The 25858-nt window shown below is 64.8% G+C and carries 25 protein-coding genes; 14 read left to right on the plus strand and 11 right to left on the minus strand.

Annotation, left to right across the window (positions count from 1 at the left end; all coding sequences use genetic code 11):
• Window positions 1-91 precede the first annotated feature (91 nt).
• Together H3H45_RS00395 and H3H45_RS00400 are read left to right on the plus strand one after the other, a co-directional pair.
• Window positions 92-763 (plus strand): heavy metal response regulator transcription factor, encoded by a 672-nt coding sequence (locus H3H45_RS00395; protein ID WP_182831810.1) that lies wholly within the window; start codon window positions 92-94, stop codon window positions 761-763.
• Complete coding sequence (locus tag H3H45_RS00400; RefSeq protein ID WP_182831811.1) at window positions 760-2121, plus strand: heavy metal sensor histidine kinase; 1362 nt, start codon at window positions 760-762, stop codon at window positions 2119-2121. The genes H3H45_RS00395 and H3H45_RS00400 overlap by 4 nt, the downstream gene beginning before the upstream one ends.
• A gap of 57 nt (window positions 2122-2178) precedes the next feature.
• Here the strand turns inward: H3H45_RS00400 and H3H45_RS00405 are convergent, their stop codons facing one another.
• Both H3H45_RS00405 and H3H45_RS00410 read right to left on the minus strand, forming a co-directional pair.
• Window positions 2179-3201, minus strand: coding sequence for a ferrochelatase (locus H3H45_RS00405; RefSeq protein WP_182831812.1), 1023 nt, complete (start codon window positions 3199-3201; stop codon window positions 2179-2181).
• On the minus strand, window positions 3198-4103 hold the full coding sequence (locus H3H45_RS00410; protein ID WP_182831813.1) for a TIGR01777 family oxidoreductase: 906 nt from the start codon (window positions 4101-4103) through the stop codon (window positions 3198-3200). Before H3H45_RS00410 ends, H3H45_RS00405 begins: the two co-directional genes overlap by 4 nt.
• Before the next feature lie 198 nt (window positions 4104-4301).
• Between H3H45_RS00410 and H3H45_RS00415 the strand changes: the two genes are divergently transcribed.
• The 5 genes from H3H45_RS00415 (at window position 4302) to H3H45_RS00435 (ending at window position 8136) form a co-directional block, all read left to right on the plus strand.
• Entirely contained in the window at window positions 4302-5288 is a 987-nt protein-coding gene (locus tag H3H45_RS00415) for an NAD(P)/FAD-dependent oxidoreductase (RefSeq protein WP_182831814.1), read from the plus strand.
• Window positions 5285-5509 carry a TIGR02450 family Trp-rich protein gene (locus H3H45_RS00420; protein ID WP_182831815.1) on the plus strand — a complete coding sequence of 75 codons (225 nt, stop codon included), beginning with the start codon at window positions 5285-5287 and terminating at the stop codon, window positions 5507-5509. Before H3H45_RS00415 ends, H3H45_RS00420 begins: the two co-directional genes overlap by 4 nt.
• 167 nt (window positions 5510-5676) lie before the next feature.
• Window positions 5677-6648, plus strand: coding sequence for a 23S rRNA (adenine(1618)-N(6))-methyltransferase RlmF (rlmF, locus tag H3H45_RS00425; RefSeq protein ID WP_182831816.1), 972 nt, complete (start codon window positions 5677-5679; stop codon window positions 6646-6648).
• A gap of 3 nt (window positions 6649-6651) precedes the next feature.
• Window positions 6652-7260, plus strand: coding sequence for an IMPACT family protein (locus H3H45_RS00430; protein ID WP_182831817.1), 609 nt, complete (start codon window positions 6652-6654; stop codon window positions 7258-7260).
• A gap of 69 nt (window positions 7261-7329) precedes the next feature.
• Window positions 7330-8136, plus strand: coding sequence for a substrate-binding periplasmic protein (locus H3H45_RS00435; RefSeq protein WP_182831818.1), 807 nt, complete (start codon window positions 7330-7332; stop codon window positions 8134-8136).
• A 31-nt stretch (window positions 8137-8167) separates the two neighbouring features.
• Here H3H45_RS00435 and H3H45_RS00440 read toward each other — a convergent pair whose 3' ends face one another.
• Window positions 8168-8587 (minus strand): Lrp/AsnC family transcriptional regulator, encoded by a 420-nt coding sequence (locus tag H3H45_RS00440; RefSeq protein WP_182833091.1) that lies wholly within the window; start codon window positions 8585-8587, stop codon window positions 8168-8170.
• Between the two features lie 121 nt (window positions 8588-8708).
• Here H3H45_RS00440 and yjeH point away from each other — a divergent pair, with 121 nt between their 5' ends.
• Both yjeH and H3H45_RS00450 read left to right on the plus strand, forming a co-directional pair.
• A complete protein-coding gene (yjeH, locus tag H3H45_RS00445; protein WP_182831819.1) occupies window positions 8709-9971 on the plus strand; it encodes an L-methionine/branched-chain amino acid transporter in 1263 nt (420 codons plus the stop codon).
• 92 nt (window positions 9972-10063) lie between these two features.
• The gene (locus H3H45_RS00450) at window positions 10064-11389 is read left to right on the plus strand and encodes a TAXI family TRAP transporter solute-binding subunit (protein ID WP_182831820.1); all 1326 of its coding nucleotides are present in this window, start codon (window positions 10064-10066) and stop codon (window positions 11387-11389) included.
• 51 nt (window positions 11390-11440) lie between these two features.
• On the opposite strand, the gene H3H45_RS00455 is transcribed toward H3H45_RS00450, so the two are convergent.
• The gene (locus H3H45_RS00455) at window positions 11441-13051 is read right to left on the minus strand and encodes a M28 family metallopeptidase (protein ID WP_182831821.1); all 1611 of its coding nucleotides are present in this window, start codon (window positions 13049-13051) and stop codon (window positions 11441-11443) included.
• Window positions 13052-13393: 342 nt separating this feature from the next.
• Between H3H45_RS00455 and yejK the strand changes: the two genes are divergently transcribed.
• On the plus strand, window positions 13394-14401 hold the full coding sequence (gene yejK, locus H3H45_RS00460; protein ID WP_182831822.1) for a nucleoid-associated protein YejK: 1008 nt from the start codon (window positions 13394-13396) through the stop codon (window positions 14399-14401).
• A 4-nt stretch (window positions 14402-14405) separates the two neighbouring features.
• Complete coding sequence (locus tag H3H45_RS00465; RefSeq protein WP_182831823.1) at window positions 14406-15224, plus strand: polyphosphate kinase 2 family protein; 819 nt, start codon at window positions 14406-14408, stop codon at window positions 15222-15224.
• A 165-nt stretch (window positions 15225-15389) separates the two neighbouring features.
• On the opposite strand, the gene H3H45_RS00470 is transcribed toward H3H45_RS00465, so the two are convergent.
• From H3H45_RS00470 to H3H45_RS00480, 3 genes are all read right to left on the minus strand, one after another.
• Window positions 15390-16325: a glutathione S-transferase family protein gene (locus tag H3H45_RS00470; protein WP_182831824.1), complete on the minus strand. Its 936-nt coding sequence runs from the start codon at window positions 16323-16325 to the stop codon at window positions 15390-15392.
• A gap of 78 nt (window positions 16326-16403) precedes the next feature.
• Window positions 16404-16697, minus strand: a complete 294-nt coding sequence (locus H3H45_RS00475; RefSeq protein WP_182831825.1) for a GIY-YIG nuclease family protein — start codon at window positions 16695-16697, stop codon at window positions 16404-16406.
• 31 nt (window positions 16698-16728) lie between these two features.
• Window positions 16729-17208, minus strand: a complete 480-nt coding sequence (locus tag H3H45_RS00480) for a nuclear transport factor 2 family protein (protein ID WP_182831826.1) — start codon at window positions 17206-17208, stop codon at window positions 16729-16731.
• Between the two features lie 120 nt (window positions 17209-17328).
• Here H3H45_RS00480 and H3H45_RS00485 point away from each other — a divergent pair, with 120 nt between their 5' ends.
• Window positions 17329-18294 carry a GlxA family transcriptional regulator gene (locus H3H45_RS00485; RefSeq protein ID WP_182831827.1) on the plus strand — a complete coding sequence of 322 codons (966 nt, stop codon included), beginning with the start codon at window positions 17329-17331 and terminating at the stop codon, window positions 18292-18294.
• A 149-nt stretch (window positions 18295-18443) separates the two neighbouring features.
• Here the strand turns inward: H3H45_RS00485 and H3H45_RS00490 are convergent, their stop codons facing one another.
• The 4 genes from H3H45_RS00490 to H3H45_RS00505 form a co-directional block, all read right to left on the minus strand.
• A complete protein-coding gene (locus H3H45_RS00490; protein WP_182831828.1) occupies window positions 18444-19205 on the minus strand; it encodes an amino acid ABC transporter ATP-binding protein in 762 nt (253 codons plus the stop codon).
• Between the two features lie 154 nt (window positions 19206-19359).
• Entirely contained in the window at window positions 19360-20457 is a 1098-nt protein-coding gene (locus H3H45_RS00495; protein WP_182831829.1) for an amino acid ABC transporter permease, read from the minus strand.
• Window positions 20458-20466: 9 nt separating this feature from the next.
• Complete coding sequence (locus H3H45_RS00500; RefSeq protein ID WP_182831830.1) at window positions 20467-21651, minus strand: amino acid ABC transporter permease; 1185 nt, start codon at window positions 21649-21651, stop codon at window positions 20467-20469.
• A 97-nt stretch (window positions 21652-21748) separates the two neighbouring features.
• A complete protein-coding gene (locus tag H3H45_RS00505) occupies window positions 21749-22777 on the minus strand; it encodes an amino acid ABC transporter substrate-binding protein (RefSeq protein ID WP_182831831.1) in 1029 nt (342 codons plus the stop codon).
• Between the two features lie 390 nt (window positions 22778-23167).
• Here H3H45_RS00505 and H3H45_RS00510 point away from each other — a divergent pair, with 390 nt between their 5' ends.
• Window positions 23168-23827, plus strand: coding sequence for an alpha/beta hydrolase (locus H3H45_RS00510; protein WP_182831832.1), 660 nt, complete (start codon window positions 23168-23170; stop codon window positions 23825-23827).
• Window positions 23828-23843: 16 nt separating this feature from the next.
• Complete coding sequence (locus tag H3H45_RS00515) at window positions 23844-25745, plus strand: acyl-CoA synthetase (RefSeq protein WP_182831833.1); 1902 nt, start codon at window positions 23844-23846, stop codon at window positions 25743-25745.
• Window positions 25746-25858: the final 113 nt, after the last annotated feature.

The following is a 25858-nucleotide window of genomic DNA, read 5'->3' on the forward strand; positions in this document are numbered from 1 at the left end:
TGCGCACAGACCGATTGCCGGCGGATTACCAATTTGTAATGGGAGAGAACCGCGGATCGACCTAGGCTATGCGTCTGCAGTGGAGGTCAACATGCGTATCCTGGTGGTTGAAGACGAAGCGAAGACAGCGGATTACCTGCGCAAGGGTCTGGGCGAATCCGGCTATGCGGTGGAGGTCGCCGCCAATGGCCTGGACGGCCAGCATCTGGTGCAGGAGGAGGTGTTCGACCTGATCATCCTCGACGTGATGCTGCCGGGCCTGGATGGCTGGCAGCTGCTGCAGATCATCCGCCGCCAGTTACAGACTCCGGTGCTGTTCCTCACCGCCCGCGATGCCGTCGAGGACCGTGTGCGCGGCCTGGAGTTGGGCGCCGACGACTACCTGGTCAAGCCCTTTTCCTACGCCGAGTTGCTGGCGCGCGTGCGCAGCCTGCTGCGCAGAGGGCCGCCGCGGGAAACCGAGCACTTCGCAGTGGCCGACCTGCAGCTCGACCTGCTCAAGCGCAAGGTCACCCGCGGTGGCGAGCGGCTCAACCTGACCAACAAGGAGTTCGCCTTGCTGCACCTGCTGCTGAGTCGCCAGGGCGAAGTACTGTCGCGCTCGCTGATCGCCTCGCACGTGTGGCAGATGAACTTCGACAGCGACACCAACGTGGTCGACGTAGCCATCCGCCGCCTGCGTGCCAAGGTGGATGATCCCTACCCGCTCAAGCTGATTCACAGCGTACGCGGCATCGGCTACCTGCTGGACCTGCAGCCATGAGGCCCTGGCCGCGCACCCTGAGCCTGCGCCTGGCGCTGATGTTCGCCCTGGTCGGCGTGCTGCTGCTCGGCGCCCTGGGCTTCTACCTGTACCAGTCGCTGCAGCGGGAAATCGCCTGGCGCGACGACCAGGCCCTGCTCGGCCGCCTGCAGCGCATGCAGGCCCTGCTCGATGACGCCGCCAGCATCGAGGCGCTGCGCCAGCGCCCGCAGCTGTACGAGAACATGCTGGGCAACCGCGACAACCTGCTGTGGATAGTCGATGCGCAGGGCCAGCGGCTGATCGAGGTTAATCCGCTCGCCTTGCCCTTGCCGGGCCTGGCGGCAGCCGCCGAACCACGCCTGGCCGATGCGCCGGACAATCCGACCCTGCGCCTGGCCTGGCTCGATGTACCGCGCGCCGGCGGCTCGCTGCGGCTGATCGCCGGCAAGCTGGCCAGCGAGCACGAGCAGATGCTCGCTGCCTATCGCCTGAAGATCTGGCTGGCGCTGGGCGTGGGCGCGCTGCTGGCCTTTGTCCTCGGCGCCCTGGTCAGTCAGCGTGGGCTGCGCCCGGTGCGCCAGCTGGCCCGACAGGCCGCCAGCATCGATACCCAACACCTGCACCTGCGCCTGGAAGGCTTCGCCGAGGTTGGCGAGCTGAGTGCCCTGAGCCAGGCCCTGAACCAGATGCTCGACCGCCTGGAGCAGGGCTTTGCCCAGCTCTCGCGCTTCTCCGAAGACCTGGCCCACGAGATGCGCACGCCGCTGAGCAACCTGATGGGCCAGACCCAGCAGACACTGCGCCGCTCCCGCTCGATCGAGGACTACCAGAATCTGCTGGTGTCCAATCAAGAGGAATACGAACGCCTGGCGCGAATGATCGACAGCATGCTGTTCCTCGCCCGCACCGAACAGCCAAAGGCCGCGATCCAGCGCGAGGCGGTCGACCTGCAGGCGCTCGGCGAGCAGCTGTGCGACTACTTCGAGGGCATGGCCCAGGAACGCGGCATCACCCTGCTCAACCAGGCCAGCGGGCAACTGCATGCCGAGCCGCAGCTGCTGCGTCGTGCCCTGGCCAACCTGCTGGCCAATGCCCTGCGCCACGCCACGCCGGACAGCCACGTGACCCTCGGCAGCGCCAGCACGGCCACGGGCGTGACCCTCAGCGTGCACAACCTCGGCGACCCCATCCCCGAGCAGCACCTGTCGCATCTGTTCGAGCGCTTCTACCGCTGCGATCCCTCACGCCATGAACCGGGCGACTCCGGCGGCCTGGGCCTGGCGATCGTGCGCTCGATCATGCAGGCGCACGGTGGCCAGGTCAGCGTCAGCAGTGACGCGGAAGGCACCACCTTCCGCCTGCACTTCCCGGCCTGAGGGCGGCGGCCGGGCAACTGCGTCACCAACAAAAACGGGGCCGCAGCCCCGTTTCATTTACAGCGCCAACGGCGCTCGCTCGCAGAGCGTCTTCAACGCGCTCACCCACTGCGGATGCTCGTTCAGGCAGGGCACCAGCACCAATTCCTCGCCGCCGGCTTCCTGGAACTGTTCACGGCCGCGGTCGCCGATCTCCTCCAGGGTTTCGATGCAGTCAGCGACGAAGGCCGGACACATCACCAGCAGTTTTTTCACCCCGGCCTTGGCCAGTTCGTCGAGGCGCGCCTCGGTATAGGGTTCGATCCACTTGGCACGGCCCAGGCGCGACTGGAAGGACACCGACCACTGCCCTGGCTTGAGCCCGACGCGCTCGGCGAACAGTTCGGCGCTGCGCAGGCACTGGGCGCGGTAACAGTTGGCGAGCACCTGTGGCGAGGCATTCTTGCAACAGTCGGCACCTTTCAGGCAATGGCCGCTCGGGTCGAGCTTGTGCAGGTGGCGCTCCGGCAGGCCATGGAAGCTCAGCAGCAGGTGATCAAAGCCCTGCTGCAGATGCGGCTGGGCGCTGGCGACTAGGGCATCGAGGTATTCCGGCTGGTCATAGAACGGCGTCAGGGTGGCAAATTTCAACGCCAATTTGTGCTCACGCACCACCCGTTTGGCCTCCTCGATCACCGTGGTGGTGGTGCTGTCGGCGAACTGCGGATACAGCGGCGCCAGGGTCACCTGCTTGATGCCCTGCCCAGCCAGACGCAACAGAGCCTTTTCGATCGACAGCGGGCCGTAGCGCATGGCCAGCTCCACCGGGCCGTGCTGCCACAGCGGGGTGATCGCCCGTTGCAGGCGCTGGCTGAGCACCACCAGCGGCGAGCCTTCCGGCCACCAGATCGAGGCATAGGCATGCGCCGACTGCGCCGGGCGCTTGAGCAGGATCAGCGACACGATCAGACGACGCAATGGCCAGGGCAGATCGATGACATAGGGGTCCATGAGGAACTGGTTGAGGTAGCGCCGCACATCGGCCACCGAAGTGGAGGCAGGCGAACCCAGGTTGACCAACAGCAGGGCATGATCTGTCATGCAGCGTCCTTAAAGAGAGCGGCCAGGGCCGTATCGATAGCGGTAAAACGGAATGCGTAGCCGGCGGCCAATGCCCGTTGCGGCAAGGCCTTCTGCCCGCCGAGCAACAGCCCGGACAGTTCGCCCAGGCCGACTTTCAATAACAACCCCGGCAGCGGCAACAGCGCCGGGCGATGCAGGGCGCGACCGAGCGCCTGGGCGAAGGCCTTGTTCCGCACTGGCTGCGGCGCGCAGGCATTATAGGGACCGCGGGCGTCGGGGTGCTGCAAGAGAAAATCGATCAGGCCGATTTGATCCTGCAGGTGAATCCACGGCATCCACTGCCGCCCGTTGCCGATTGGCCCGCCCAGGCCCAGCTGGAACGGCAGCAACAGGCGCTTGAGAAAACCACCATCGACCGCCAGCACCAGACCGGTACGAAGCAGCACCACGCGGATGCCCAGCTCCTCGGCGCGCAGGGCAGTTTCTTCCCAGGCGCCGCACAATTGCGCGGCGAAATCCTCCACTACCGGCGCGCTGTCTTCGTCCAGTTCGCGCTCACCACCATCGCCGTACCAGCCCACTGCAGAGCCGGACAGCAGTACCTGCGGCCGCTGCGCGCGCCCTTGCAGCCAGGCCAGCAGTTGCTCGGTCAAAGTCACCCGACTGGCCCACAGCAGCGCCTTGCGCTTGTGCGTCCAGGGCCGGTCGGCGATTGGCGCGCCAGCCAGGTTGATCACCGCATCCAGCGGGCCGTCACCGTAGTCCTCAAGGCGACCGATGCCTCGCACCGGCGCCCCGCACAAGTCGGGCACCCGGTCAGGCGTGCGGCTCCATACGGTCAGCTGATGGCCCTGGCCCAACCACAGGCGACAGAGCGCACGACCGATCAAACCTGTACCGCCGGTCAGCAAGATGTGCATGGCATCGTCCTCGCATGGCGTTAACCACCAGTCTCACCCTAGTCTGAATTATGACGCTAACGCGTGCCTTGTCCGCCGCGTTGCAACGTCGCAGTTTCAACAGGCTTACGATTGGAACCGATAAAAGCTGTACAAGCAATTATATTTGTACAGCATTAGTCTAGAGCGTAGCCTGTCACAAAGGACACGAGGTAGACCATGAACGCACCCATCGCCATCATCGGTACCGGCCTGGCGGGACTCTCCGCCGCTCAGGCGCTGCATGCCGCCGGACTGGAAGTTCAACTATTCGACAAGAGCCGCGGCAGCGGCGGGCGCATGGCCAGCAAGCGCAGCGATGCCGGCTCGCTCGACCTCGGCGCGCAATACTTTACCGCCCGCGATCGCCGCTTCGTCGAAGTGGTACAGCAATGGCAGGCCCGCGGCTGGGTCGCCGAGTGGGCCCCCGAGCTCTACCACTACAACGAAAAAGGCCTGCTGCCCTCCCCCGATGAACAGGTGCGCTGGGTCGGCACGCCACGCATGAGCGCCATCACCCGCGCCTTGCTCGGCGCCCTGCCGGTGCACTTTTCCTGCCGTATCACCGAGGTGTTCCATGGTGAGCAGCACTGGACCCTGCTCGATGCCGAGGGCCAGAGCCACGGCCCGTTCAGCAGCGTGATCGTCGCTACGCCGGCCCCGCAGGCCACCGGCCTGCTCAGCGCCGCGCCGAAACTGGCAAGCGCCGCTGCCAGCGTGATCATGGAACCCACCTGGGCAGTCGCCCTGGCTTTCGCCACACCACTGGAGACTCGCGTCGAAGGCTGCTTCGCCCAGGGCAGTGCGCTTGACTGGGTGGCACGCAACCGCAGCAAGCCCGGCCGCGACGGCCAGCTCGACAGCTGGGTGCTGCACGCCAGCAGCAGCTGGAGCAAGCAGCACTTGGACCTGGACAAGGAAGCGGTGATCGAGCAACTGCATGGCGCCTTCGCCGAGATGATCGGCTGCCCGCTGCCCGCCCCGAGCTTCAGCCTGGCCCATCGCTGGCTCTACGCGCGACCGGCCAGCGGCCATGAGTGGGGAGCCCTGGCCGATGCCGATCTTGGCCTGTACGCCTGTGGCGACTGGTGCCTGTCCGGGCGAGTGGAAGGTGCCTGGCTGAGTGGCCAGGAAGCGGCCCGCCGCCTGTTGGAGCATCGCCAGTGAGCGGCAAACTACGCCTCAATCCGCGCAAACTGCTGCTGTCGAAATGGACCGCGCGCCAACCGCAGAACCGCGAGAAGCACTTCCTGGTCAGCGAGCTGATCTGCGACGAGGAAGGCACGGTGTTGCAGGTCGAACTGCAGGCCGTACTCACCCAGCGCAGCGAGCGCCTGGACTGGCAGGCGCTGCAGGATGGCGCGCGCTGGCAGATGGGCTGGAAGTAGCCTTTGTCGCTTGTTGTAGGGGCCAGCTTGCTGGCGATCAATGCGTCATGGTTTGGCAAGATCGCCAGCAAGCTGGCTCCTACACTAGCCGGCCCACGACGGGTATGGGGCTCAGGCTCCGCGATCTTGTGGGACAATGCCCACCCCCGCTCGCCGAATTATCCGTCATGCCCGAGAACACCACGCCAGCCGTCACGCCCAGCAGCCCGGCGCTGCTGCACCCACGCAACCGCCACCAGGGCCGCTACGACTTCCCCCGGCTGATAGAGGCCAGCCCGGAGCTGGCCGAGTTTGTCATCCTCAACCCCTACGGCAAGCAGAGCATCGACTTCGCCAACCCCGAGGCGGTGCGGGTCTTCAACCGCGCGCTGCTGCGCCAGCTGTACGGCCTGCAGCACTGGGACATTCCGCCGGGCTACCTGTGCCCGCCGATCCCTGGCCGCGCTGACTACGTACACGGCCTGGCCGACCTGCTGGCCAGCGACAACCAGGGTGAGATTCCGCGCGGCGCGGCGATCCGCGCGCTGGACATCGGCACCGGCGCCAGCTGCATCTACCCGTTGCTCGGCCATAGCGACTATGGCTGGCACTTCCTCGGTTCGGACATCGACGACACGGCCCTGGCCTCGGCCCGCGCCATCATCCAGGCCAATGGCCTGGACGGCGCCATTGCCCTGCGCCAGCAACTGCAGCGCGGGCAGATCTTCAAGAGCCTGCTGCAGGACGGCGAGCGCTTCGCCCTGACCCTGTGCAACCCGCCCTTCCACGCCAACGCCGAGGAAGCCGCCAGCGGCAGTCGGCGCAAGTGGAAGAACCTCGGCAAACTCGACCCCAAGCGCAAGCTGCCGGAACTCAACTTCGGCGGGCAGAGCGCCGAGCTCTGGTGTACCGGCGGCGAGGCCAGCTTCCTCAAGCGCATGATCGCCGAAAGCGCCGCCTTCGCCGGCCAGGTGCTGTGGTTCAGCAGCCTGGTGTCCAAGGCCAGCAATGTGCCCTATGCCGAGAACCTGCTGAAGAAGGTCGGGGCTGTGGAGGTGCGCTGCCTAGACATGGCCCAGGGCAACAAGCAGAGCCGCTTCGTCGCCTGGACCTTCCACAGCCCCGAGCAACGTGCGGCCTGGCTGCGCACGGCGGGCTAAGGCATGCCGTTCAGCCTGCAGGGCGTCTGCGAGTACCGCGAGGAAATCCGCAAGAGCCGCTTCCTTGCCCTGGCTGCGCCAATCGCCAGAGCCGATGAGGCGCTGGCCTTTATCCAGCAGCACAGTGACCTGAATGCCTCGCATAACTGCTGGGCCTTCAAGTGTGGCCAGCAGTACCGTTTCAGCGACGATGGCGAACCCAGCGGCACGGCGGGCCGGCCGATCCTCGCGGCCATCGAAGGGCAGGATTGCGACCAGATGGTGGTGCTGGTGATCCGCTGGTACGGCGGCATCCAGCTCGGCACCGGCGGCCTGGCCCGCGCCTATGGCGGCAGCGCGGCGAAATGCCTGCAGGGCGGCCAACGGATTGCCCTGGTGGCGCGTATCCAGGCGCGCTGCCATATCCCCTTCGCCGAGCTGGAGCGGGTCAAGGCTCGCCTGGGCAAATGGCAAGCCAGTATCGAGCGGGAAAGCTTCGATGCCGAGGGCGCCGATTGCCAACTGAGCCTGCCGCTGGCCAACCTGCAGCAGGTCAGCGAACAACTGATCGAACTGGGCCGCGGACGCATCCGTCTGGAAATACTTGATCCGGCTCATGGGCTGCGCACATAGAACGCCAACCCACGCACTGTTGCAGCTATTCTGGACAAGAACCGGCGCAACCCGTCGTATGAGGCACCGATGAACTGCAAGCAACTATTAGCCGTACTGGTTCTGCTGTGCAGCCCGCTGGCCCAGGCGCAACCCCCAGAGGAACTGCGCATCAGCGTCGGTGACTGGCCACCCTACCTGTCCGCCGAACTCAAGCATGGCGGGGTCATTGCCCACCTGATCAGCGACCTGTTCGCCGACGAAGGCTACCGGGTCAACTTCCAGTTCCTGCCCTGGCCGCGTGCCTATGCCGCCGCCGCTGCCGGCCGTTTCGACGCCAGCGCCGTGTGGATGCACAAGAGCGAACGCGAGGCCGACTTCCTGTTCAGTGCCCCGCTGCTCAACGAACAGTTCGTATTCTTCCACCTGAGAAGCCAGCCCTTCGACTGGCATAGCTTCAGCGACCTGGACGGCATGCGTCTGGGCGGCGGCCTGGAGTACAGCTATGGAGAGGCGTTCGACAGCTTCCTGAGCAAGGGCACGGTGAAGATGGAGCGGGTCTCCAGCGACCGGCAGAATTTCGAGAAACTGCTCAAGGAGCGCGTGGCCCTCTACCCGCAGGAACTCAACGTCGGCTACGCCTCGCTGCGCAAACACTTCAGCGCGGCCGATGTCGCCCGCGTGACCCATCATCCCCAGCCGCTGCTGAACAACCTCAGCTACCTGATGCTGCCCAAGCAACTGGCAGGCAGCCAGGCCCTGCTGGAACGCTTCAACCGCCGCCTGCAGAGTTACCGCGACAGCGGTCGCTACGATGCCTACTTCCGCGACCTGCAGGCGGGCAAGTATGAAATCCCGCAAGCCGCGCCCGACTCCAAGCTGCCGCTGTTCGAATAGGCCGCACCGCTGCTGTGTCCGGCAGGCAGCCCTACATCGCCCACTCCTGCACCACCATGTGCGTTTTCACCCGCTGCATGCCAGGATAGTTTTCTATCTCGCCGCGAATTTCGGAGAGCCGCGCCATGCTCGCCGCCTCGACCTGCACCAGCATGTCGGTCTCGCCGCTGATGCCACAGCACTGGCGGATCTCCGGATGGACGCGCATGCGCTCGACGTAGTCCTGGCAACGGCCGTTGGTATAGAAGAGTTCGAGGAAGGCCTTCACCGCAGCGCCCTCAGGCTCCACCACACACGCGTGGTAGCCGCGGATCACCCCGCCCTGCTCCAGTTGGCGAATCCGCTCGCCCACCGCCGAACGCGACAGGTTGACCTCGCGGGCGATCTGGCTGACGGAGGTGCGGGCGTCTTCGCGCAGCAGGGCGAGAATCTGATGATCGAACTTGTCCAAGGCAATTCTCAAGCAGGCAGTTTGACGGTGCATTCCGCCACTTTGCCGGTGATCGGCGGCAACCTGCACGGCGCCGCCTGCTTACCATGGCGGGATCGGAAAACAGTCGCGAGCATACAACATGAGCCGCTTGAACAAGGAACTGAGCCTGCTGCAGGGCATCGGGCTGCTCAGCACTTCGCTGCTCGGCACGGGCATCTTCGTGGTGCCAGCGTTGGCCGCCACCGCCGCCGGTCAGGCCTCGCTGTGGGCCTGGCTGATCCTGATCGTCCTGGTGCTGCCGGTGGCCTTCACTTTCGCCCAGCTGGGCAAGCGCTTTCCCCATGCCGGCGGTGCGCCGCACCTGATCGGCCGGGCCTTCGGTGCGCGCATGGAGCGGTTGATCGCCTTTCTGTTTCTCGCCGTACTGCCGGTCGGTCTGCCAGCGGCGCTGAATATCGCCACCGGTTTCTGGCAGGCCTTGCTGCCGATCGGCCGCGGCGAAGCCCTGCTGATTCAGCTCGCCACCCTCGGCGCCATGCTCCTGCTCGGCCAGCGCCCGGCCAGGGCCTCGGGCTTCATTCAGGGGTTGATCGCCCTGGCCATCATCGGGACCGTGGCGCTGGTCTGGTGGGTCGGCGAGTTGCCGCTGGCCAGCCAGCCGCTGCTGCCGGATATCGACGGCTCCTGGCAGCTGATCCCGGCGGCGCTGGGGGTAATGTTCTGGTGCTTCGTCGGCATCGAGGCCTTCACCCACCTGGGCGAGGAATTCAAAAACCCGCAGCGCGACTTCCCCCTGGCGCTGCTGCTCGGCGTGCTGCTGGCCGGTCTGGTGTACTGGGCGTTCTCGGTGGCGGTGCTGAGCTTCGGCGTGTATGGCGACGTGCACAGCGACGCCGCCTCGCTGCCACGCCTGATGGATCAGTTGCTGGGCGACCAGGCCCGCGTGCTGGTGGCGCTGGTCGGTTACCTGGCCTGCTTCGCCTCGATGAACGTCTATGTGCAGGGCTTCGCCCGGCTGATCTGGAGTCTGGCCGACGAAGGCAAGCTGCCGCAGCCGCTGGCTCGCCTCAACCGCCACGGCGTGCCCGGCCCGGCCTTGCTGCTGGTGGTGCTGATCTGCGCCCTGTGCGCGGCTCTGGCCGGCGTGCTGCAACTGTCGGTGGACGACCTGATCCGCTACGCCAACGGCAACTTCATCCTGGTCTACCTGCTCAGCATGGCCGCCGGCTGGGTACTGCTGCGCGGCGTGTGGCGCTGGCTGGCGGGCTTCAGCAGCCTGCTCTGCGCCCTGGTACTGCTGGCATTGGGCGTTGAGGCGCTGTACGCGCTCGGCCTGCTGGGCGGGCTGGCGCTGTTCGGTTACTGGCGCGAGAAGCGCGCAGCCTTGCCGCTGCGCAGTTGAACAGCTGAACAGCGGCCCAGAAGCACATGCCAAGGGGTGAGCGCGGCGCGCATCCCGGCTATCCTCAGCCGAGGTAATGACAAGGACAGACCATGCGCCGCATTCTCCGCGACCTGAAAATCATGCTGTTGGCCAACCTGTGGATCGTGCCGGTGCTGGCCGGTCTGATCGGCGCATTGTTCTACTTCGTCGCCCCGCCACCGCCCATGCATGCGCGGATGGCCACCGGCGCGGTGGGCGGTGGTTACCACGCCTTCGCCGAGCGCCTGCAAGCCGAACTGGAGCAGCAGGGTTTTACTCTGGAACTGGTGGAAAGCCAGGGCTCCGAGGACAACCTGGCCAAGCTCGGCCAAGGTGAAGTGGAGTTGGCCCTGGTGCAGAGCGGCCAGGAATTGAACCTCCCTGACGAGGCGCGGGCCAAGCTCACCGGACTCGGCGTGATGTACCGCGAGCCACTGTGGCTGTTCACCGGGCGCAAGGTGCAGTTCCAGCGCCTGGCCGATCTGACCAAGCTGCGCCTGGCCATCGGTTCCGCCGACAGCGGCACCCAGGCGGTAACCGCCGCCCTGTTCAAAGCCAATCGCATCGAACCGGCGCAATACCCCAAACGCTGGCAGCAACTGGGCGGCAGCCGCGCCGCCGATGCGCTGATCGCCGGCCAGTTGGACGCCGCCTTCTTCGTCGGCCCGGCCGAGAACCCGCTGATCCAACGCCTGGCCGCCGAGCCCAAGCTGCGCCTGGTCAGCCTGCGGCGTACCGAGGCCTATCTGGCGCGCCTGCCCTACCTGAGCCAGCTGGAAGTCGGCGAAGGCATGCTCGACATGGCGCAGAACACCCCGGACCGCGACATCGTCACCCTCGGTCCGGTGGCCACCCTGGTGGCCGGCGAGGAATTCCATCCCTCGCTGACCCCGCTGATCCTCGAAGCGGCCAAGACCGTGCTGAAAAACGGCAGCCTGCTCGACCCGGCCGGCAGCTACCCGGCCAAGCCGCCACTGTCGCTGAACACCCTGGCCGAGGCCGATTACTACTACGACAAGGGCCTGCCGATCCTGCAGCGCTACCTGCCGTTTCGCATCGCTTCGCTGGCCGACCGCTACATCATCCTCGCCATCCCCTTGCTGGTGCTGCTGTTCCCGCTGTTCAAGGCCATCGGGCCGATCTACCAGTGGCGTATCCGCGCGCGTATCTACCGCTGGTACAAGCACCTGCGCGAAATCGACCAGTTGCTGTACAAGGGTGACCTGCCAAGTGATATCGCCGAGGAAATTGCGCGCCTGGAAAAACTGGAAGACGATCTGGCACGGGTCGAGGTGCCACTGTCCTATTCCAGCGAGCTGTACGAGCTGCACATGCACCTGCGCTACATGATCGAGCGCCTGCAGGCCGTGCAGCGCCGCAGCCTCCCCGCCGAATAAAAACAAACCCCGCCTGGGCATGCCCAGGCGGGGTTGCTTAAACGAGGCGGATCACTTGATCCAGTGCTTGCCCCAATGGGTGATGTCGTACGCCTGAACGCTACGCTTCAGCCCCTGGCCCGCCGCAGCGGCCGCGATCTCGTCGTCGACAACCTTGGTGGAGAGCGCCAGCCAACTGGTGACAAAGGCCATGGCATCACCATTGACCTCCAGGGCACGCAGGTCGATGTTGTTCGTGTCATCGCAAGCGGCGTGGTAGCAGGGGTCCAGGGCGACTCCGGCGGTGCCGCCGTAACGCGCGGCCTGCTCCTCGGTCTTCAGCTCCTCGGCACCGGTGAACAGCCCGCCGAAGGCGATGCCATCGGTGAAGAACTGGGCGTAGTCGGAACGGAAGGTGATTTCGTCACCCTCGAACGGCAGACCGCGCAGCCGGTAGTACTTCTCGAACAGGCGTTCCACTGCTGCCGAGCCGGGCGGGCCTTGCAGGCCGAAGGACGAACCGTCGCCGTCATAAATGAAGTAGCCGAAGTTGGGCGATGCGATCATGTCGAAGTTCAGGTAGGCCTTGATCTTCGTCTTCTGCTCGGCCGGCAACTGCTCGACATAGTAGGTCGAGCCCACCAGCCCCGACTCCTCGGCGCCCCACCAGGCGAAACGCAGCTTGTTCTGCGGCTTGGCCTTGCGCATCTGCACCGCCAGTTCCAGCAAGGCGGCACTGCCCGAGCCGTTGTCGTTGATACCCGCGCCCTCGAACACCGAATCCAGGTGGGCACCGGCCATCACCACGTTGTCCGGATTACCACGGCGACTTTCGGCGATCAGGTTGTAGGTCTGGGTGCGCTCGCGTACCACATCGGTGAGCATGCGCACTTGCACGTCAGCGGTCTGCGCCAGGCTCACCCCCAGGTCATAGGTGGCGAACAGCACGGGAATGCCACCGGCATAGGCGTCGCCCAGGGTCGCATTGATCAGGCCCTTGCGCTCCTCGGTGTCACCCTGGTTGAAGATGATCACCCCCGTGGCCCCGGCAGCTGCGGCGTTCTCCGCCTTGATCTGGAAATTGCAGCTACCGCGCTGCAGCAAGGCGATGGCACCCGCCGGGAAGCCGACGAAATCCTCGGCCTCACAGCCACTGCTGGAGAGGTTGCCGGCACCCAGGGCGATATCCACCGCCGCCGCTGCCGCCGTCACATCACCGGCATCGGTCTGCGACAGGTAGGTGAAATCCACCTCCCACTCGAACTGCCCTGGCGTAGGCGCCACGGTCTCCAGCAGACCTGGCCCCTGGGGGTAGAACGCGCTGAACGGGAACATCTGCCGAGTGACCGTGTAGCCGGCACTTTCCAGCGTCGACTGGATGTAATCCAGCGAGCGCTGATAGCCCGGCAGCCCAGCGGCGCGATTGCCACCGTTGGCCAGGGCGATGTCGTTGAGCATCTGTAGGTGGACGCTGGTTCGGTCTGCCTGCATGCAACGAGGCAGCAGCAATGGCGACGTTTGCAACGCAGCGCCACGACACTCCTGGGGGCCCATGCGCGTCGGGCTCCATAACTCCTCGAACAACTGCGGGGCCTGTTTGTCTTGAGCGGCGAGGGCAGGCATGGCCAGGGTGGCCAACAGCGAGCCGAACATCAGACGGCGATTCATGATCGTGTTCTGCATGTGTATTTCTCCAATCCATATTTGGAGCTTTATGGGTGCGGCAGTGCTTGTGGCACCGCCACGCAACGTCCCTTTACTGCGTCGTGTGGACGCTACAGACGCTAGACCCTGATCGCCGAGCATGCGCGGCTTGTGACGGTTTTTTTCTTGAAGATTGTGATAAATCACTGAAGATGACCGACAAATGCCAGCAAATAGCCACCATTCAGCAGATCTCATGCACGCCTGTGCAGCGTTGCAGATGGAGCTGGCGGCGTTGTCAGGTAGACTTTGCCCCTCTCACAGCGCCCTCTGCGTGGCGCTGCACCACCGCCCCCAGCGAACCACCTGAAGACAGAAGCCATGCCGATCCGCCACTGCATCGTCCACCTGATCGACAAGAAGCCCGACGGCACCCCCGCCGTGCTGCACGCCCGCGACAGCGAGCTGAGCAGCTCGCAGGCCATGGAGAACCTCCTGGCCGATCTCAACGAGAGCTACAACGCCAAGCAAGGCAAGGCCTGGGGGCTGTTCCACGAGGAGTCCGGGGCCTACCCGTTCAGCGGTTGGCTCAAGCAGTACCTGGATGGCGAGAAGGACTTCACCGCCTTCAGTCGCCAGGCGGTGGAGCAGCTGCAGAAGCTGATGGAGGAATCCAACCTGGCCACCGGCGGCCACGTGCTGCTGGCCCACTACCAGCAGGGCATGACCGACTACCTGGCGATCGCCCTGCTGCATCACAGCGAAGGCGTGACCGTGACCGAGGCACTGGACGTGGCCCCGGCCAAGCATCTCGACCTCGGCCAGCTGCACCTGGCGGCGCGCATCAATATCAGCGAGTGGCAGAACAACAAGCAGTCCAAGCAGTACATCTCGTTCATCAAGGGCAAGAATGGCAAAAAGGTCTCGGACTACTTCCGCGACTTCATCGGCTGCCAGGAAGGCGTCGATGCGCCAAGCGAGACGCGCACCCTGCTCAAGGCCTTCAGCGATTTCGTCGAGAGCGAGGATCTGCCGGAAGAACAGGCCCGCGCCAAGACCGATACCCTGGTCGACTACGCCACCAGCCAGGCCAAGATCGGCGAGCCGATCACCCTCGACGAACTGTCCGGACTGATCGATGAAGACCGCCCGCGCGCCTTCTTTGATCACATCCGCAACAAGGACTACGGCATGGCCCCGGAATTTCCGGCGGACAAGCGCACACTCAGCCAGTTCCGCCGCTTCACCGGGCGTGCCGAGGGCCTGTCGATCAGCTTCGAGTCGCACCTGCTGGGCTCGGCCATCGAATACGACGAGGCGCGCGACATGCTGATCATCCGCCAGCTGCCGACCCAGCTGAAGGACCAGCTCAAGCGCCGCAAGGGCTGAGCCCATGCGCCTGGCGGATGCCATCCTCGACGCCTGTCTGTGCAATGTGCAGGCACCGCTGGCGGGCGACCCGGCGCGCGACTTCGGCCTGAGCAAGGACGCCGCCCAACAGGCCATGGCTGGCCTCAAGCCCTGGCTCAACGAGCAGCAGCGCAGGCTCTGGGCCAATCGACAGCACGCCTTGCTGCTGGTGCTGCAAGGCCCTGACTGCTCGGGCAAGGACGGGGTGATCCGCAAGGTGATCAGCGCCTTCGACCCGCAAGGCATCAGCCTGCATGGCTTTCACCAGCCGGATGAAACCGAGCGGCCCCAGCATTTTCTGCAGCGCTACCGCCAGCGCCTGCCACAGCCGGGACTGCTCGGCGTATTCAACCGCAGCCATTACGAAGCGCTGATCTGTGACCCGCTGGATGGCCTGTGCAGCGAGGCTGACGTACCGCAACGCCTGCAGGAACTGCTGGGGTTCGAGCACGAATGGCCGGCGCAGCAGCTGCACCCGCTGAAGTGCTACCTGCAGATATCCCGCGAGGAACAGAAACGTCGCCTGCTCAGCCGCCTAGAGCGTCCGGAAAAACGCTGGAAGCTGCACAACAGCGATCTGCAGGCCTACCGCGAATACGCCCTGCGCCAGCAGCGCTGGAGTGACCTGCTGGCGGCCAGCCATACGCCGGAGGCGCCCTGGTATGTGCTGCCCTCCGACCACCGCTGGCTGCGCGACTGGCTGGTAGCCAGCCTGTTGGCCCGCGAACTGGAACGCCTGCAACTGGCCTGGCCGGACAGCCCGCCGCCGTTCAGCGCCAGCGACCTGGACGCCGCCGACTAGGCATGGTGGCAAAGGCTCCGTAGGGTGGATGACGCTTCTCATCCACCACTGCGCACACGCTTTTGTAGGAGCCAGCTTGCTGGCGATTAGCGGGCCACTGTCTGCGCATCGCCAGCAAGCTGGCTCCTACAGGGTCAGTGCGCCCATCAAAGGACGAGCGCCCTATCAGACCGCTTCGATACGAAAGCCCAACCGCGGGAAGTGCACATGCACCACGCCGGCACGCTCGTCTTCGCGGCGCAGGATCAGCTCCTCGACGCCGGCAAACAGCAGCTCGCCCTCGACCGGGTCGACCCCGTAATCGGTGGCGGCGATCTTCACCTGCTGCCCGGCCTGCAGGCCATTGGGTTCGATAAAGGCCTCATCCGGCAGGGCTGCCGGTGTCGCCGCACGGGCGATCTCGATGGCCTCTTCGGCGCTCAGGGCGCTGGACGCACCGTGGCCAAAACCCAGCACGCGGCCGAGCCAGGCGCTGACATTCGGGTAGGCGTCGACCAATGGCGCAGTTACCGGGGTGGCCTTGAGGAACCACAGGCAGTGGGCCAGGGAGAAGTCGGCAATCGACGGCTCGCCGAACAGGAAGTCGCCCTCCTCGCGTGCCAGCTGCTGCTCGACACGGGCCATGATGCCCGGCCAGTTGTGCCGGGCGACTTCCGCCGGCAGACGGCTGGCGCTGCCGCCACTGAACAGCCCGGCACGGTCGGCGATAAAGGCCTTCACGGCTTCCGGCGGCAGCTTGGCGAAACGCAGGGCGATGGACTCCGGCTGGAACACCAGGCTCACCGCATGCTGGAACACCACCGAATCGACCCACTGGGCGAAGCTGGCGGCGACGAACTCGCGGCCTTCCGGGAACAGCGCCGGGGTGGCTTTTTCGGCCTCCAGGCGGCGGGCGATCAGCGCGGTGTCGCAATAGATGTCGGCGCCGACCTGCAGCACCGGGGTCTTGCGGTAGCCGCCGGTCAGGGCCAGCAGATCGGGTTTGGGCATCACCGCGGGAATCATCACCGAGCGCCAGGACAACTGCTTGAAGCCCAGCAACAGGCGGCTCTTTTCGGCGAATGGCGAGGTCGGGTAATGGTGCAGGATCAACTCGTGCATGACGGGCTCCGCGTCGGTGGCAATGAAGCAGCAGCTTAACCCCGGGGCGGCCGGCGGCCTACCCGCTGAGACTGATAGTCAGCTATCAGTTTTTTCCATAGTAGCCCCCAGCACCAGGCGCTCCTTGGCGACCTTGGCCAGACCCTTGATCGCCCGTTCGCGGCGCAGGGCTGCGCCCTTGTCCGCACAGGCTTCCACATAAACCAGCGCCTGCGCCGGACTGGAATGAAAGAAGCGCGCGCCCTTGCCGCTGCAGTGCTGGGTGAAGCGCCGCTGCGGGTCGTCGCTGATGCCGCAGTACAGGGCGCCATTGACGGCGCGCACCAGGTAGACGAACCAGGCTTTGCTGGGGGATGCGGAAAGATCGGTCATGGCTCGGCAAACGGACAACGAGGCGCCGAGCTTACGTCACTCCATGGGCCGCCTGCCAGGCGCGCAGCCCGGCCATGGCCTGCTTGCGGATCGCGCCCTGCACCAGCGGCGTCCAGCCCAGCAGCAGGCCCTGGATGCCGAGCGCCTGACGGGCCCAGCGCCACAGGTCGAAGCTGTCGCGGTGCTCGACGATCTTGCCGCCTTCGAAACGGAAGTGGGCCTGGATATGGTTGACCACGGTATTGCCGGTCTTGCTGAACAGGTAGGTCGCCACCCAGCGCGCACTGCCCTGCTGGTCATCGGCCTGCACGCTGTCGAAGGTCAGGGAGAAGTGCTGCGCCCGCGCCGCCAGCATGCGCCACATGTCGCCGGCATCGCGGCCGCGCAGGTCTTGAAACGCCGGGTCGCTGAACTGCACATCCGCGGCGTAGCAGGCGGCCATGGTCTCGGCGTCCAGCTGCTGGAAGGCCTGGTAGAAACGGCTGATCAGTTCGGCATTGGGGTGGGCCATGGGGCTGCTCCGTGAGGGGGACTGCACAGAGTATTGCCGCTGATCCGCCAAACGGCGATTGGCGGCATCGCCAACTTTGTGTCCATAATAGCCAATCCTTCCCAGATCGACCCGGCCCCCATGATCCGCATCGCCCTGTATGTCTGCCCGCAAACCGTGCTGTCCAGCCTGAGCATGGCCGACGACGCCTTTCACCTGGCCAACCGGCTGGCCGGGGAGCGCCTGTTCGAGGTGAGCCGGCTCAGCGCGGACGGCCAGCCGGTCGAGATCGGCTTCGCCCGGCTGCGCGTGGAGGGCGATCTGCGCCGGGCCGATGACGCCGACCTGCTGCTGATCCCCGCCACCGGCAGCGCCATCGAGCGCACCCTGACGGGCAACCCCGAGCTGCTCGCCTGGCTGCCCGCGCGCCCGGCCAGCCAGCAGCTGGCCAGCCTGTGCAGCAGCGCCTGCCTGCTGGCGGCCGCCGGGGTGCTCGACGGCCGCCGCGCCACCACCCACTGGTCCCTGGCCGGCGCTTTTCGCCAGCGCTTCCCGCGGGTCAACCTGCAGGTCGATGAACTGTTCACCGAGGATGGTAACCGCTTCTGCTCCGGCGGCGCACAGGCCGGGCTGGACCTGTGTCTGCACCTGATCGCCTGGCATGGCGGCGACTGGCTGGCCGAGCGGGTGGCCGGCGCACTGGTGTTCGAGCGCGGCCGTGGGCGGCAGTCGCGCTTTGCCCCGCTGCTGCCGGAGCCGCTGCAAGACGACGGGCTGATTACTCCGCTGCTGCGCTGGCTGCAGCAACACCACGCCCAGGCCATCGACCTGCAGTGCCTGGCGCAACAGGCCAACTGCTCGACCCGCACCCTGCTGCGCCGTTTCAAGGCCGCCACCGGGCTGACGCCCAACGACTACCTGCAGCGCCTGCGCATCAGCGCGGCGCAGAGCGCCCTGCGCAATCCGGCGCGCTCGCTGGAGCAGGTCGCTGCCCAGGTCGGCTATGCCGATCGCGCCACTTTCGCCAAGCTGTTCAAGCAGCTCTGCGGCGAGACGCCCGGCGCCTTTCGCAAGCGCCTGACGCATCACCCAGCCAGCACGCACTAACCCCTGTAGGAACCAGCATGCTGTCGATCAGCCCGCACCATGAACGCGGGGATCGCCAGCAAGCTGGCTCCTGCGGCGACGGATAGAGGCTGCGTTTCAGGCAAAAAAAAGGGAGCCCGTAGGCTCCCTTTTTCGTCTTGCCGTGAACCTCAGTGCAGGATCTGGCTAAGGAACAGCTTGGTCCGCTCGTTCTGCGGGTTGGTGAAGAAGCTGTTCGGCTCGCCCTGTTCGACGATCTCGCCTTTGTCCATGAAGATCACCCGGTTCGCCACGGTGCGGGCGAAGCCCATCTCGTGGGTCACGCAGAGCATGGTCATACCGTCTTCGGCCAGGCTGACCATGGTATCCAGCACTTCCTTGACCATTTCCGGATCGAGGGCCGAGGTCGGCTCGTCGAACAGCATGATCTTCGGCTTCATGCACAGCGCGCGGGCAATCGCCACGCGCTGCTGCTGGCCGCCAGAGAGCTGGCCGGGGAACTTGTTGGCCTGCTCGGGAATGCGCACACGCTCAAGAAAGTGCATGGCAATTTCCTCGGCCTGGCGACGGGGCATCTTGCGCACCCACATTGGCGCCAGGGTGCAGTTCTGCAGCACAGTCAGGTGCGGGAACAGGTTGAAGTGCTGGAACACCATGCCCACTTCACGACGCACCGCCTCGATCTGCTTGAGGTCGTGGGTCAGCTCGGTGCCATCGACCACGATGCGCCCCTGCTGGTGTTCTTCCAGGCGGTTGATGCAACGAATGGTGGTCGACTTGCCGGAACCCGACGGGCCGCAGAGGACGATACGCTCGCCCGGCTGCACGCTGAGGTTGATGTCCTTGAGCACGTGGAACTGGCCGTACCACTTGTTCACGCCCTGCAGCAGGATCATCGGCTCGGCGCTGGTTTGCTTGATTGCTTCACTCATAATTCACTCCTCCGGGGAGCTGATTCAGGATTTAGCGAGCTAGAGCCAGGCAAGGCGAAAACAGTTGAGGAAGCGGAATGTACGTTTGTACATGAGCATTCCGAGAGTGTTTTCAACGCAGCCTGGCCGACGCGCAGCAAATACTGAACAGCTCCTAACGTTTGTGGCCGGTGTCCAGCTTCCTCTCCAGATGCATGGAGTAGCGGGACATGCCGAAACAGAAAATCCAGAACACCAGGGCGGCGAAGACATAGCCTTCGGTGGCCATACCCAGCCAGGCCGGGTCGGTGGTGGCTTGCTTGATACTGTTGAGCAGGTCGAACAGGCCGATGATGATCACCAGGCTGGTGTCCTTGAACAGCGCAATGAAGGTGTTGACGATGCCGGGGATCACCAGCTTCAGGGCTTGCGGCAAGATCACCAGGCCCATCATCCGCCAGTAGCCCAGGCCCATGGCCGCAGCGGCCTCGTACTGGCCCTTGGGAATGGCCTGCAGGCCACCGCGCACCACTTCGGCGATATAGGCGGACTGGAACAGGATCACGCCGATCAGCGCGCGCATCAGCTTGTCGAAGTGCATGCCTTCCGGCAGGAACAGCGGCAACATCACCGAGGACATGAACAGTACGGTGATCAGCGGAACCCCGCGCCAGAACTCGATGAAGGTCACGCAGATCACGCGGATCGCCGGCATATCCGAACGCCGCCCGAGGGCCAGCAGGATGCCCAGCGGCAACGCGCCGCTGATGCCCACTGCAGCGATCACCAGGGTCAGCATCAGGCCGCCCCACTGGCTGGTTTCCACTTCGCTGAGGCCGAAGAAGCCGCCGTGCAACAGCCAGAAGGCCAGCAGCGGGTAGACCACCAGGAAGATCAGGCCGTAGATGGCCTTGCGCGGCATCATCGGCACGAACAGCGGCGCGGCGCCGATCACCGCCAGCCACAGGGTCAGGTCGACCCGCCAGCGCAGTTCTTCCGGGTAGAAGCCGTACATGAACTGGCTGAAGCGCTCCTTGATGAACACCCAGCAGGCGCCCTCGCTGGTGCAGTCGGTACGGCTGGTGCCGGTCCAGTCGGCCTCGATGAATGCCCACTGCAGCAGCGGCGGGATGATCAGCCAGACCAGGTAGATGGCCAGCAGGGTCAACAGGCTGTTGAACCAGTTGGAGAACAGGTTGCTGCGCAACCAGCCGAGCACGCCCACGCTCATTGCGGGTGGCGGCAGATCGGGTTTGAACGTATGGGTCTGCATGGCTGCTCCTTACCGCTCGACCAGCGCGATGCGCTTGTTGTACCAGTTCATCAGCATGGAAATGCTGATGCTGATGGCCAGATAGACACTCATGGTGATGGCAATCGCTTCGATGGCCTGGCCGGTCTGGTTGAGCACCGTGCCGGCGAACAGCGAGACCATGTCCGGGTAGCCGATACCGGCCGCCAGCGAGGAGTTCTTCGCCAGGTTGAGGTACTGGCTGGTCAGCGGCGGAATGATCACCCGCAGCGCCTGGGGAATGATCACCTTGCGCAGGGTCACGGTCGGCTGCAGGCCCAGCGAGCGCGCCGCTTCGGTCTGCCCGTGGCTGACGGCCTGAATCCCGGAGCGCACGTTCTCGGCGATGAAGGCCGCGGTGTAGATGGTCAGCGCCAGGGTCAGCGCCATTAGCTCGGGGATCACCACCCAGCCGCCACGGAAGTTGAAGCCCGTGAGTTGCGGCACCGTCCAGTGGAAGGGATCACCGAACACCAGGACACTCAGCCCCGGCACCAGCAGCAGAATCGCCAGCGACACGTACACCGTGTGGAACGGCTGGCCGGTGGCCTCAAAACGCTGACGCGCCCAACGTGCCAGCACAATCACCGCAACCACCGCCAGCACCAACGCGATGATGAACGGCCAGTAACCTTCCGCCGCATTCGGCGACGGCATATTCAGGCCGCGGTTGCTGAGGAAGAAGGTGTCACCGATGTTCAAGCTCTGCTTCGGCCCCGGCAGCGGCAGCAGCACGGCGAAGTACCAGAAGAAGATCTGCAGCAGCGGCGGGATGTTGCGGAAGGTCTCGATGTAGATAGTCGCCAGCTTGCTGATCAGCCAGTTCGGCGACAGCCGTGCCACGCCGAGGATGAAACCGAGCAAGGTGGCGAAGAAGATGCCGACTACCGAGACCAGCAAGGTGTTGAGCAGACCGATGACGAATACGCGCCCGTAGGTGTCGCTTTCGCTGTAGTCGATCAGGTGCTGGGAGATGCCGAAGCCGGCGCTGTTATCGAGAAAGCCGAAGCCGGAGATGATTCCGCGCTGGGCCAGGTTGCTCTGGGTGTTGTGGAACAGGTACCAGCCGAGCGCCACGACGGCGATCACGGCAATAATCTGGAAAGCCCAAGCGCGCACCTGGGGGTCGGTCCAGACCGAACCGCGCGGGCGCGAATTGTTGGCGATATTTTGCATAACGGCCCTCATTGAAACTCCGCACCCATAGACCGCGGCGCGGAGTTCATGAAATCAGGAACACCATCGCCCCGCAGCGGGGCGATGGCCAAGGGGGTCAGCGCACCGGCGGTGCGTACTGCATGCCACCTTTGTTCCACAGGGCATTGAGACCACGCTCGATCTTCAGCTCGCTGCCGGCACCGACGTTGCGATCGAAGATTTCACCGTAGTTACCAACCTGCTTGACGATCTGCACAGCCCAGTCCTTCGGCAGTTTCAGATCCTTGCCGAAATCACCCTCGGCGCCCAGCAGACGGGCGATGTCGGGGTTCTTGGTGGACTTGGCCATTTCTTCGACGTTGGCCGAAGTCACGCCCAGTTCCTCGGCGTTCAGCTGTGCGTAAAGGCTCCAGCGCACGATGTCGAACCACTCCTCGTCACCCTGACGTACGGATGGGCCGAGCGGCTCCTTGGAGATCACTTCCGGCAGTACCACGTAGTCGTCCGGCGCGGCCAGCTTGATGCGCTGGGCATACAGCTGGGACTGGTCGGAGGTCAGTACGTCGCAACGACCGGACTCCAGCGACTTGGCGCTTTCGTCGGAGGTGTCGTAAGTGATCGGGGTGTACTTCAGGCCATTGGCACGGAAGTAGTCAGCCAGGTTCAGCTCGGTGGTGGTACCGGCCTGGATGCACACGGTGGCCCCGTCCAGTTCCTTGGCGCTGGAAACGCCGACCTTCTTGTTCACCAGGAAACCCTGGCCGTCGTAGTAGGTCACGCCGGTAAAGTTCAGACCCATGGCCGCATCACGCGAACTGGTCCAGGTGGTGTTGCGCGAAAGGATGTCCACTTCACCGGATTGCAGCGCGGTGAAGCGCTCCTTGGCGGTCAGCGGGCTGAATTTCACTTTGGAGGCATCGCCAAACACGGCAGCTGCTACGGCGCGGCAGACGTCCACGTCGATACCCAGGTAATTACCCTTGGCGTCGGCATAGGAGAAACCTGGCAAACCATCGCTGATACCGCATTGCACGAAGCCTTTCTTCTGCACCGCATCCAGGGTGGCACCGGCTTGCGCGAAACCGCTCACGCCAAGTACTGCAGCCGTGGTCAATACCGCCAGGGTGGATTTCACCATCTTCATTCAAACCTCCAAATGTTCTTATTGGATCGGAGTCTCGGTCCTGCCGCCGTACCCTTGTGAGGCACGTTCGATCCCGCCACCATGGCAGGATCAACCGGGGTGCGAACCTGGAGTGAGTCTAGATGCCGATAGCGATACCGGCGAATTCCTCACCCAGTGCCGTAGGTCATACGGACTTGAGACACTGCAAATACCTGGCTCGACGACAGGCTGCCGCCTTACCAGATCGATTACACAGAGCAAGGTGCATACCAACGTGGCAAATGAGACGCGATAAAAACGGGTCAAGAGCAAAACTTTTCTCTGTGCGACATCTTCTTAATTAATCCATCAATACGCGCAAAATCGCCACGCACCACAATGAGGCGATTGCACAGCACTGGAGCCGCCATGAGCGAACCACTGATCCTGGAACCCACACACACCGCCGACGCGTGCGTCATCTGGTTACACGGCCTGGGCGCCGACCGTTACGACTTCCTGCCGGTAGCCGAGATGCTGCAGCAGACGCTGCACAGCACGCGCTTCGTCATGCCGCAGGCGCCAACCCGCGCGGTCACCATCAATGGTGGCTACCTGATGCCCAGCTGGTACGACATCCTGGCCATGAGCCCGGCCCGGGCGATCAACAAGGAGCAGCTGGAAACCTCGGCGCAGAGCCTGATCGATCTGATCGAGCAACAGCGCGACAGCGGCATCGACCCGCAGCGGATCTTCCTCGCCGGTTTCTCCCAGGGCGGCGCCGTGGTTTTCCATACTGCCTACCTGCGCTGGCAGGGGCCGCTGGGTGGCGTACTGGCCCTCTCCACCTACGCCCCCACCTTCGGCGACGACCTGCAGTTGGCAGATACAAAATTGCAACTGCCGGCGCTGTGTTTGCATGGCAGCGTTGACGATGTGGTGATCCCGTCCATGGGCCGCGCCGCCTTCGAGCAGCTGAGTGCGCTGGGCGTGCCGGTGGAGTGGAAGGCCTACCCGATGGGCCACGAAGTCATCCATGAGGAAATCCGCGATATCGGCGCCTGGCTGATCGCGCACCTGAACCGCTGATATAGAGAGAACAACAATGACCGCAGCCCCTGTCATCCGCTCGCTGGCCGACATCGAACTGATCGAGCAGACCCCGCTGGCCGCCCGCGACCTGCCGGCCAGCACCTACGAGCTGATCCAGCGCAGCGCGGCGCGCCATCCGCAGGCCCCAGCCCTGAGTTTCATCCTTCAGGGCACGGCCGACGAGCAAGCCTATCGACTGAACTACAGCGAGCTGCTGGGAAAGATCACCCAGACCGCCAACGCCTTTCACCGCCTCGGCCTGCGTCCGGGCAAGGCGGTGTCGTTCCTGCTGCCCAACCTGCCGCAGACCCACTTCACCATATGGGGCGGCGAGGCGGCCGGCATCGTCAACGCGATCAACCCACTGCTCGACGCCGAACATATCGCCGAGCTGATTCACGCCTCCGACTCCGAGCTGCTGGTGACCCTGGCGCCCTTCCCCGGCACCGACCTGTGGGCCAAGGTCGAGGCCCTGCGCGGCCAGCTGCCCAATCTCAAGGCGGTGATCTGCGTGGACATGGCCAACCTGCTGCCCGAGCCGCAGCGCAGCGCGCTGAAAGCGCAACGCGGCGGCCTGCCGCAGGGCGTGCTGGACTTCGATGAGCTGATCGCCGCCTGCCCAGCCGACCACCTGGAAAGCAGCCGGCAGTTCCAGCCCGACGACATCGCCAGCTACTTCCACACCGGTGGCACCACCGGCACGCCCAAGCTGGCCCCGCACAGCCATCGCAACGAAGTGGCGATGGCCTGCAGCATGGCTTTCGTCACCCGCTTCGGTCCCGGCGATGTGGCCCTCTGCGGCCTGCCACTGTTCCACGTCAACGGCGTGATCGTCACCGGCCTGACCGCCTTCTACAGTGGTGCCGAAGTATTGCTGGCCACCCCGCAGGGCTACCGCAACACGGCGCTGATGGCCGATTTCTGGGGCATTATCGAGCGCTACAAGGTCAGCTTCTTCAGCGGCGTACCAACCATCTATGCCGGTCTGTTGCAAGTGCCTAGCGAGGGCCATGACCTGTCCAGCCTGCGTTATGCGCTGTGCGGTGCGGCACCCATGCCGATGGAGCTGATCCGCCAGTTCGAGGCCAAGACCGGTCTAACCCTGCTCGAAGGCTACGGTCTCACCGAAGGCACCTGCGGCAGCTGCGCCAACCCCATCGGCGGCGAGCGCCGCGCTGGCTCCATCGGCCTGCGCATGCCCTACTGCGAGGTGGCGATCAAGGTCCTCGACGAGCAGGGCAACTACCTGCGCGACGCCGCGCAGAACGAGATCGGCAACCTGTGCATCCGCGGCGCCACCGTGTTCAAGGGCTACCTGCAGGCGAGCAAGAATGCCGGCATCTGGGTCGACGGTGACTGGTTCAACACCGGCGACCTCGGCCGCCTGGACGCCGACGGCTACGTCTGGCTGACCGGGCGCAGCAAGGACCTGATCATCCGTGGCGGCCACAACATCGATCCGCAGATGATCGAGGAAGCCCTGCACAAGCACCCGGCGGTGGCCCTGGCAGCGGCGGTCGGCAAGCCGGACGAGAAAGCCGGTGAACTGCCGGTGGTCTATGTGCAGCTCAAGCCCGGACAGAGCGTCAGCGAAGCGGAGCTGCTCAGCCACGCCGCCGCGCATATTCCGGAACGTGCGGCAGTACCCAAGGACGTGTGGATCATCGACGCCATCCCGGTTACCCCGGTCGGCAAGACCTTCAAGCCGGCCTTGCGCTTCGATGCCATTCGTCGGGTCTATGAGAGCGTACTGGCCGACCTGGGCGGCAATATTCGCGTCGAAGTACTGAGCGACGACCAGCTCGGCCAGGTCGCCCACATCCATAGTCCGCAGTGCGATGACTCATTGCAGCAGGCCATTGCAGAGCGATTGGCAGGTTTTGCCGTGCGTCATCGTCTGCACCACGACGCCTGACCCAGGCGGCCGCTGCACAAGTGTGGGCGGCCGTTCTATCGTTCATTTCGCCACGTAACCGCTGGTCGCCAATGCTGACCAGCGGGATTGTTTCTCGACCGACTCAGTCATAA

The organism is Aquipseudomonas guryensis (assembly GCF_014164785.1).
Classification (GTDB): domain Bacteria; phylum Pseudomonadota; class Gammaproteobacteria; order Pseudomonadales; family Pseudomonadaceae; genus Aquipseudomonas; species Aquipseudomonas guryensis.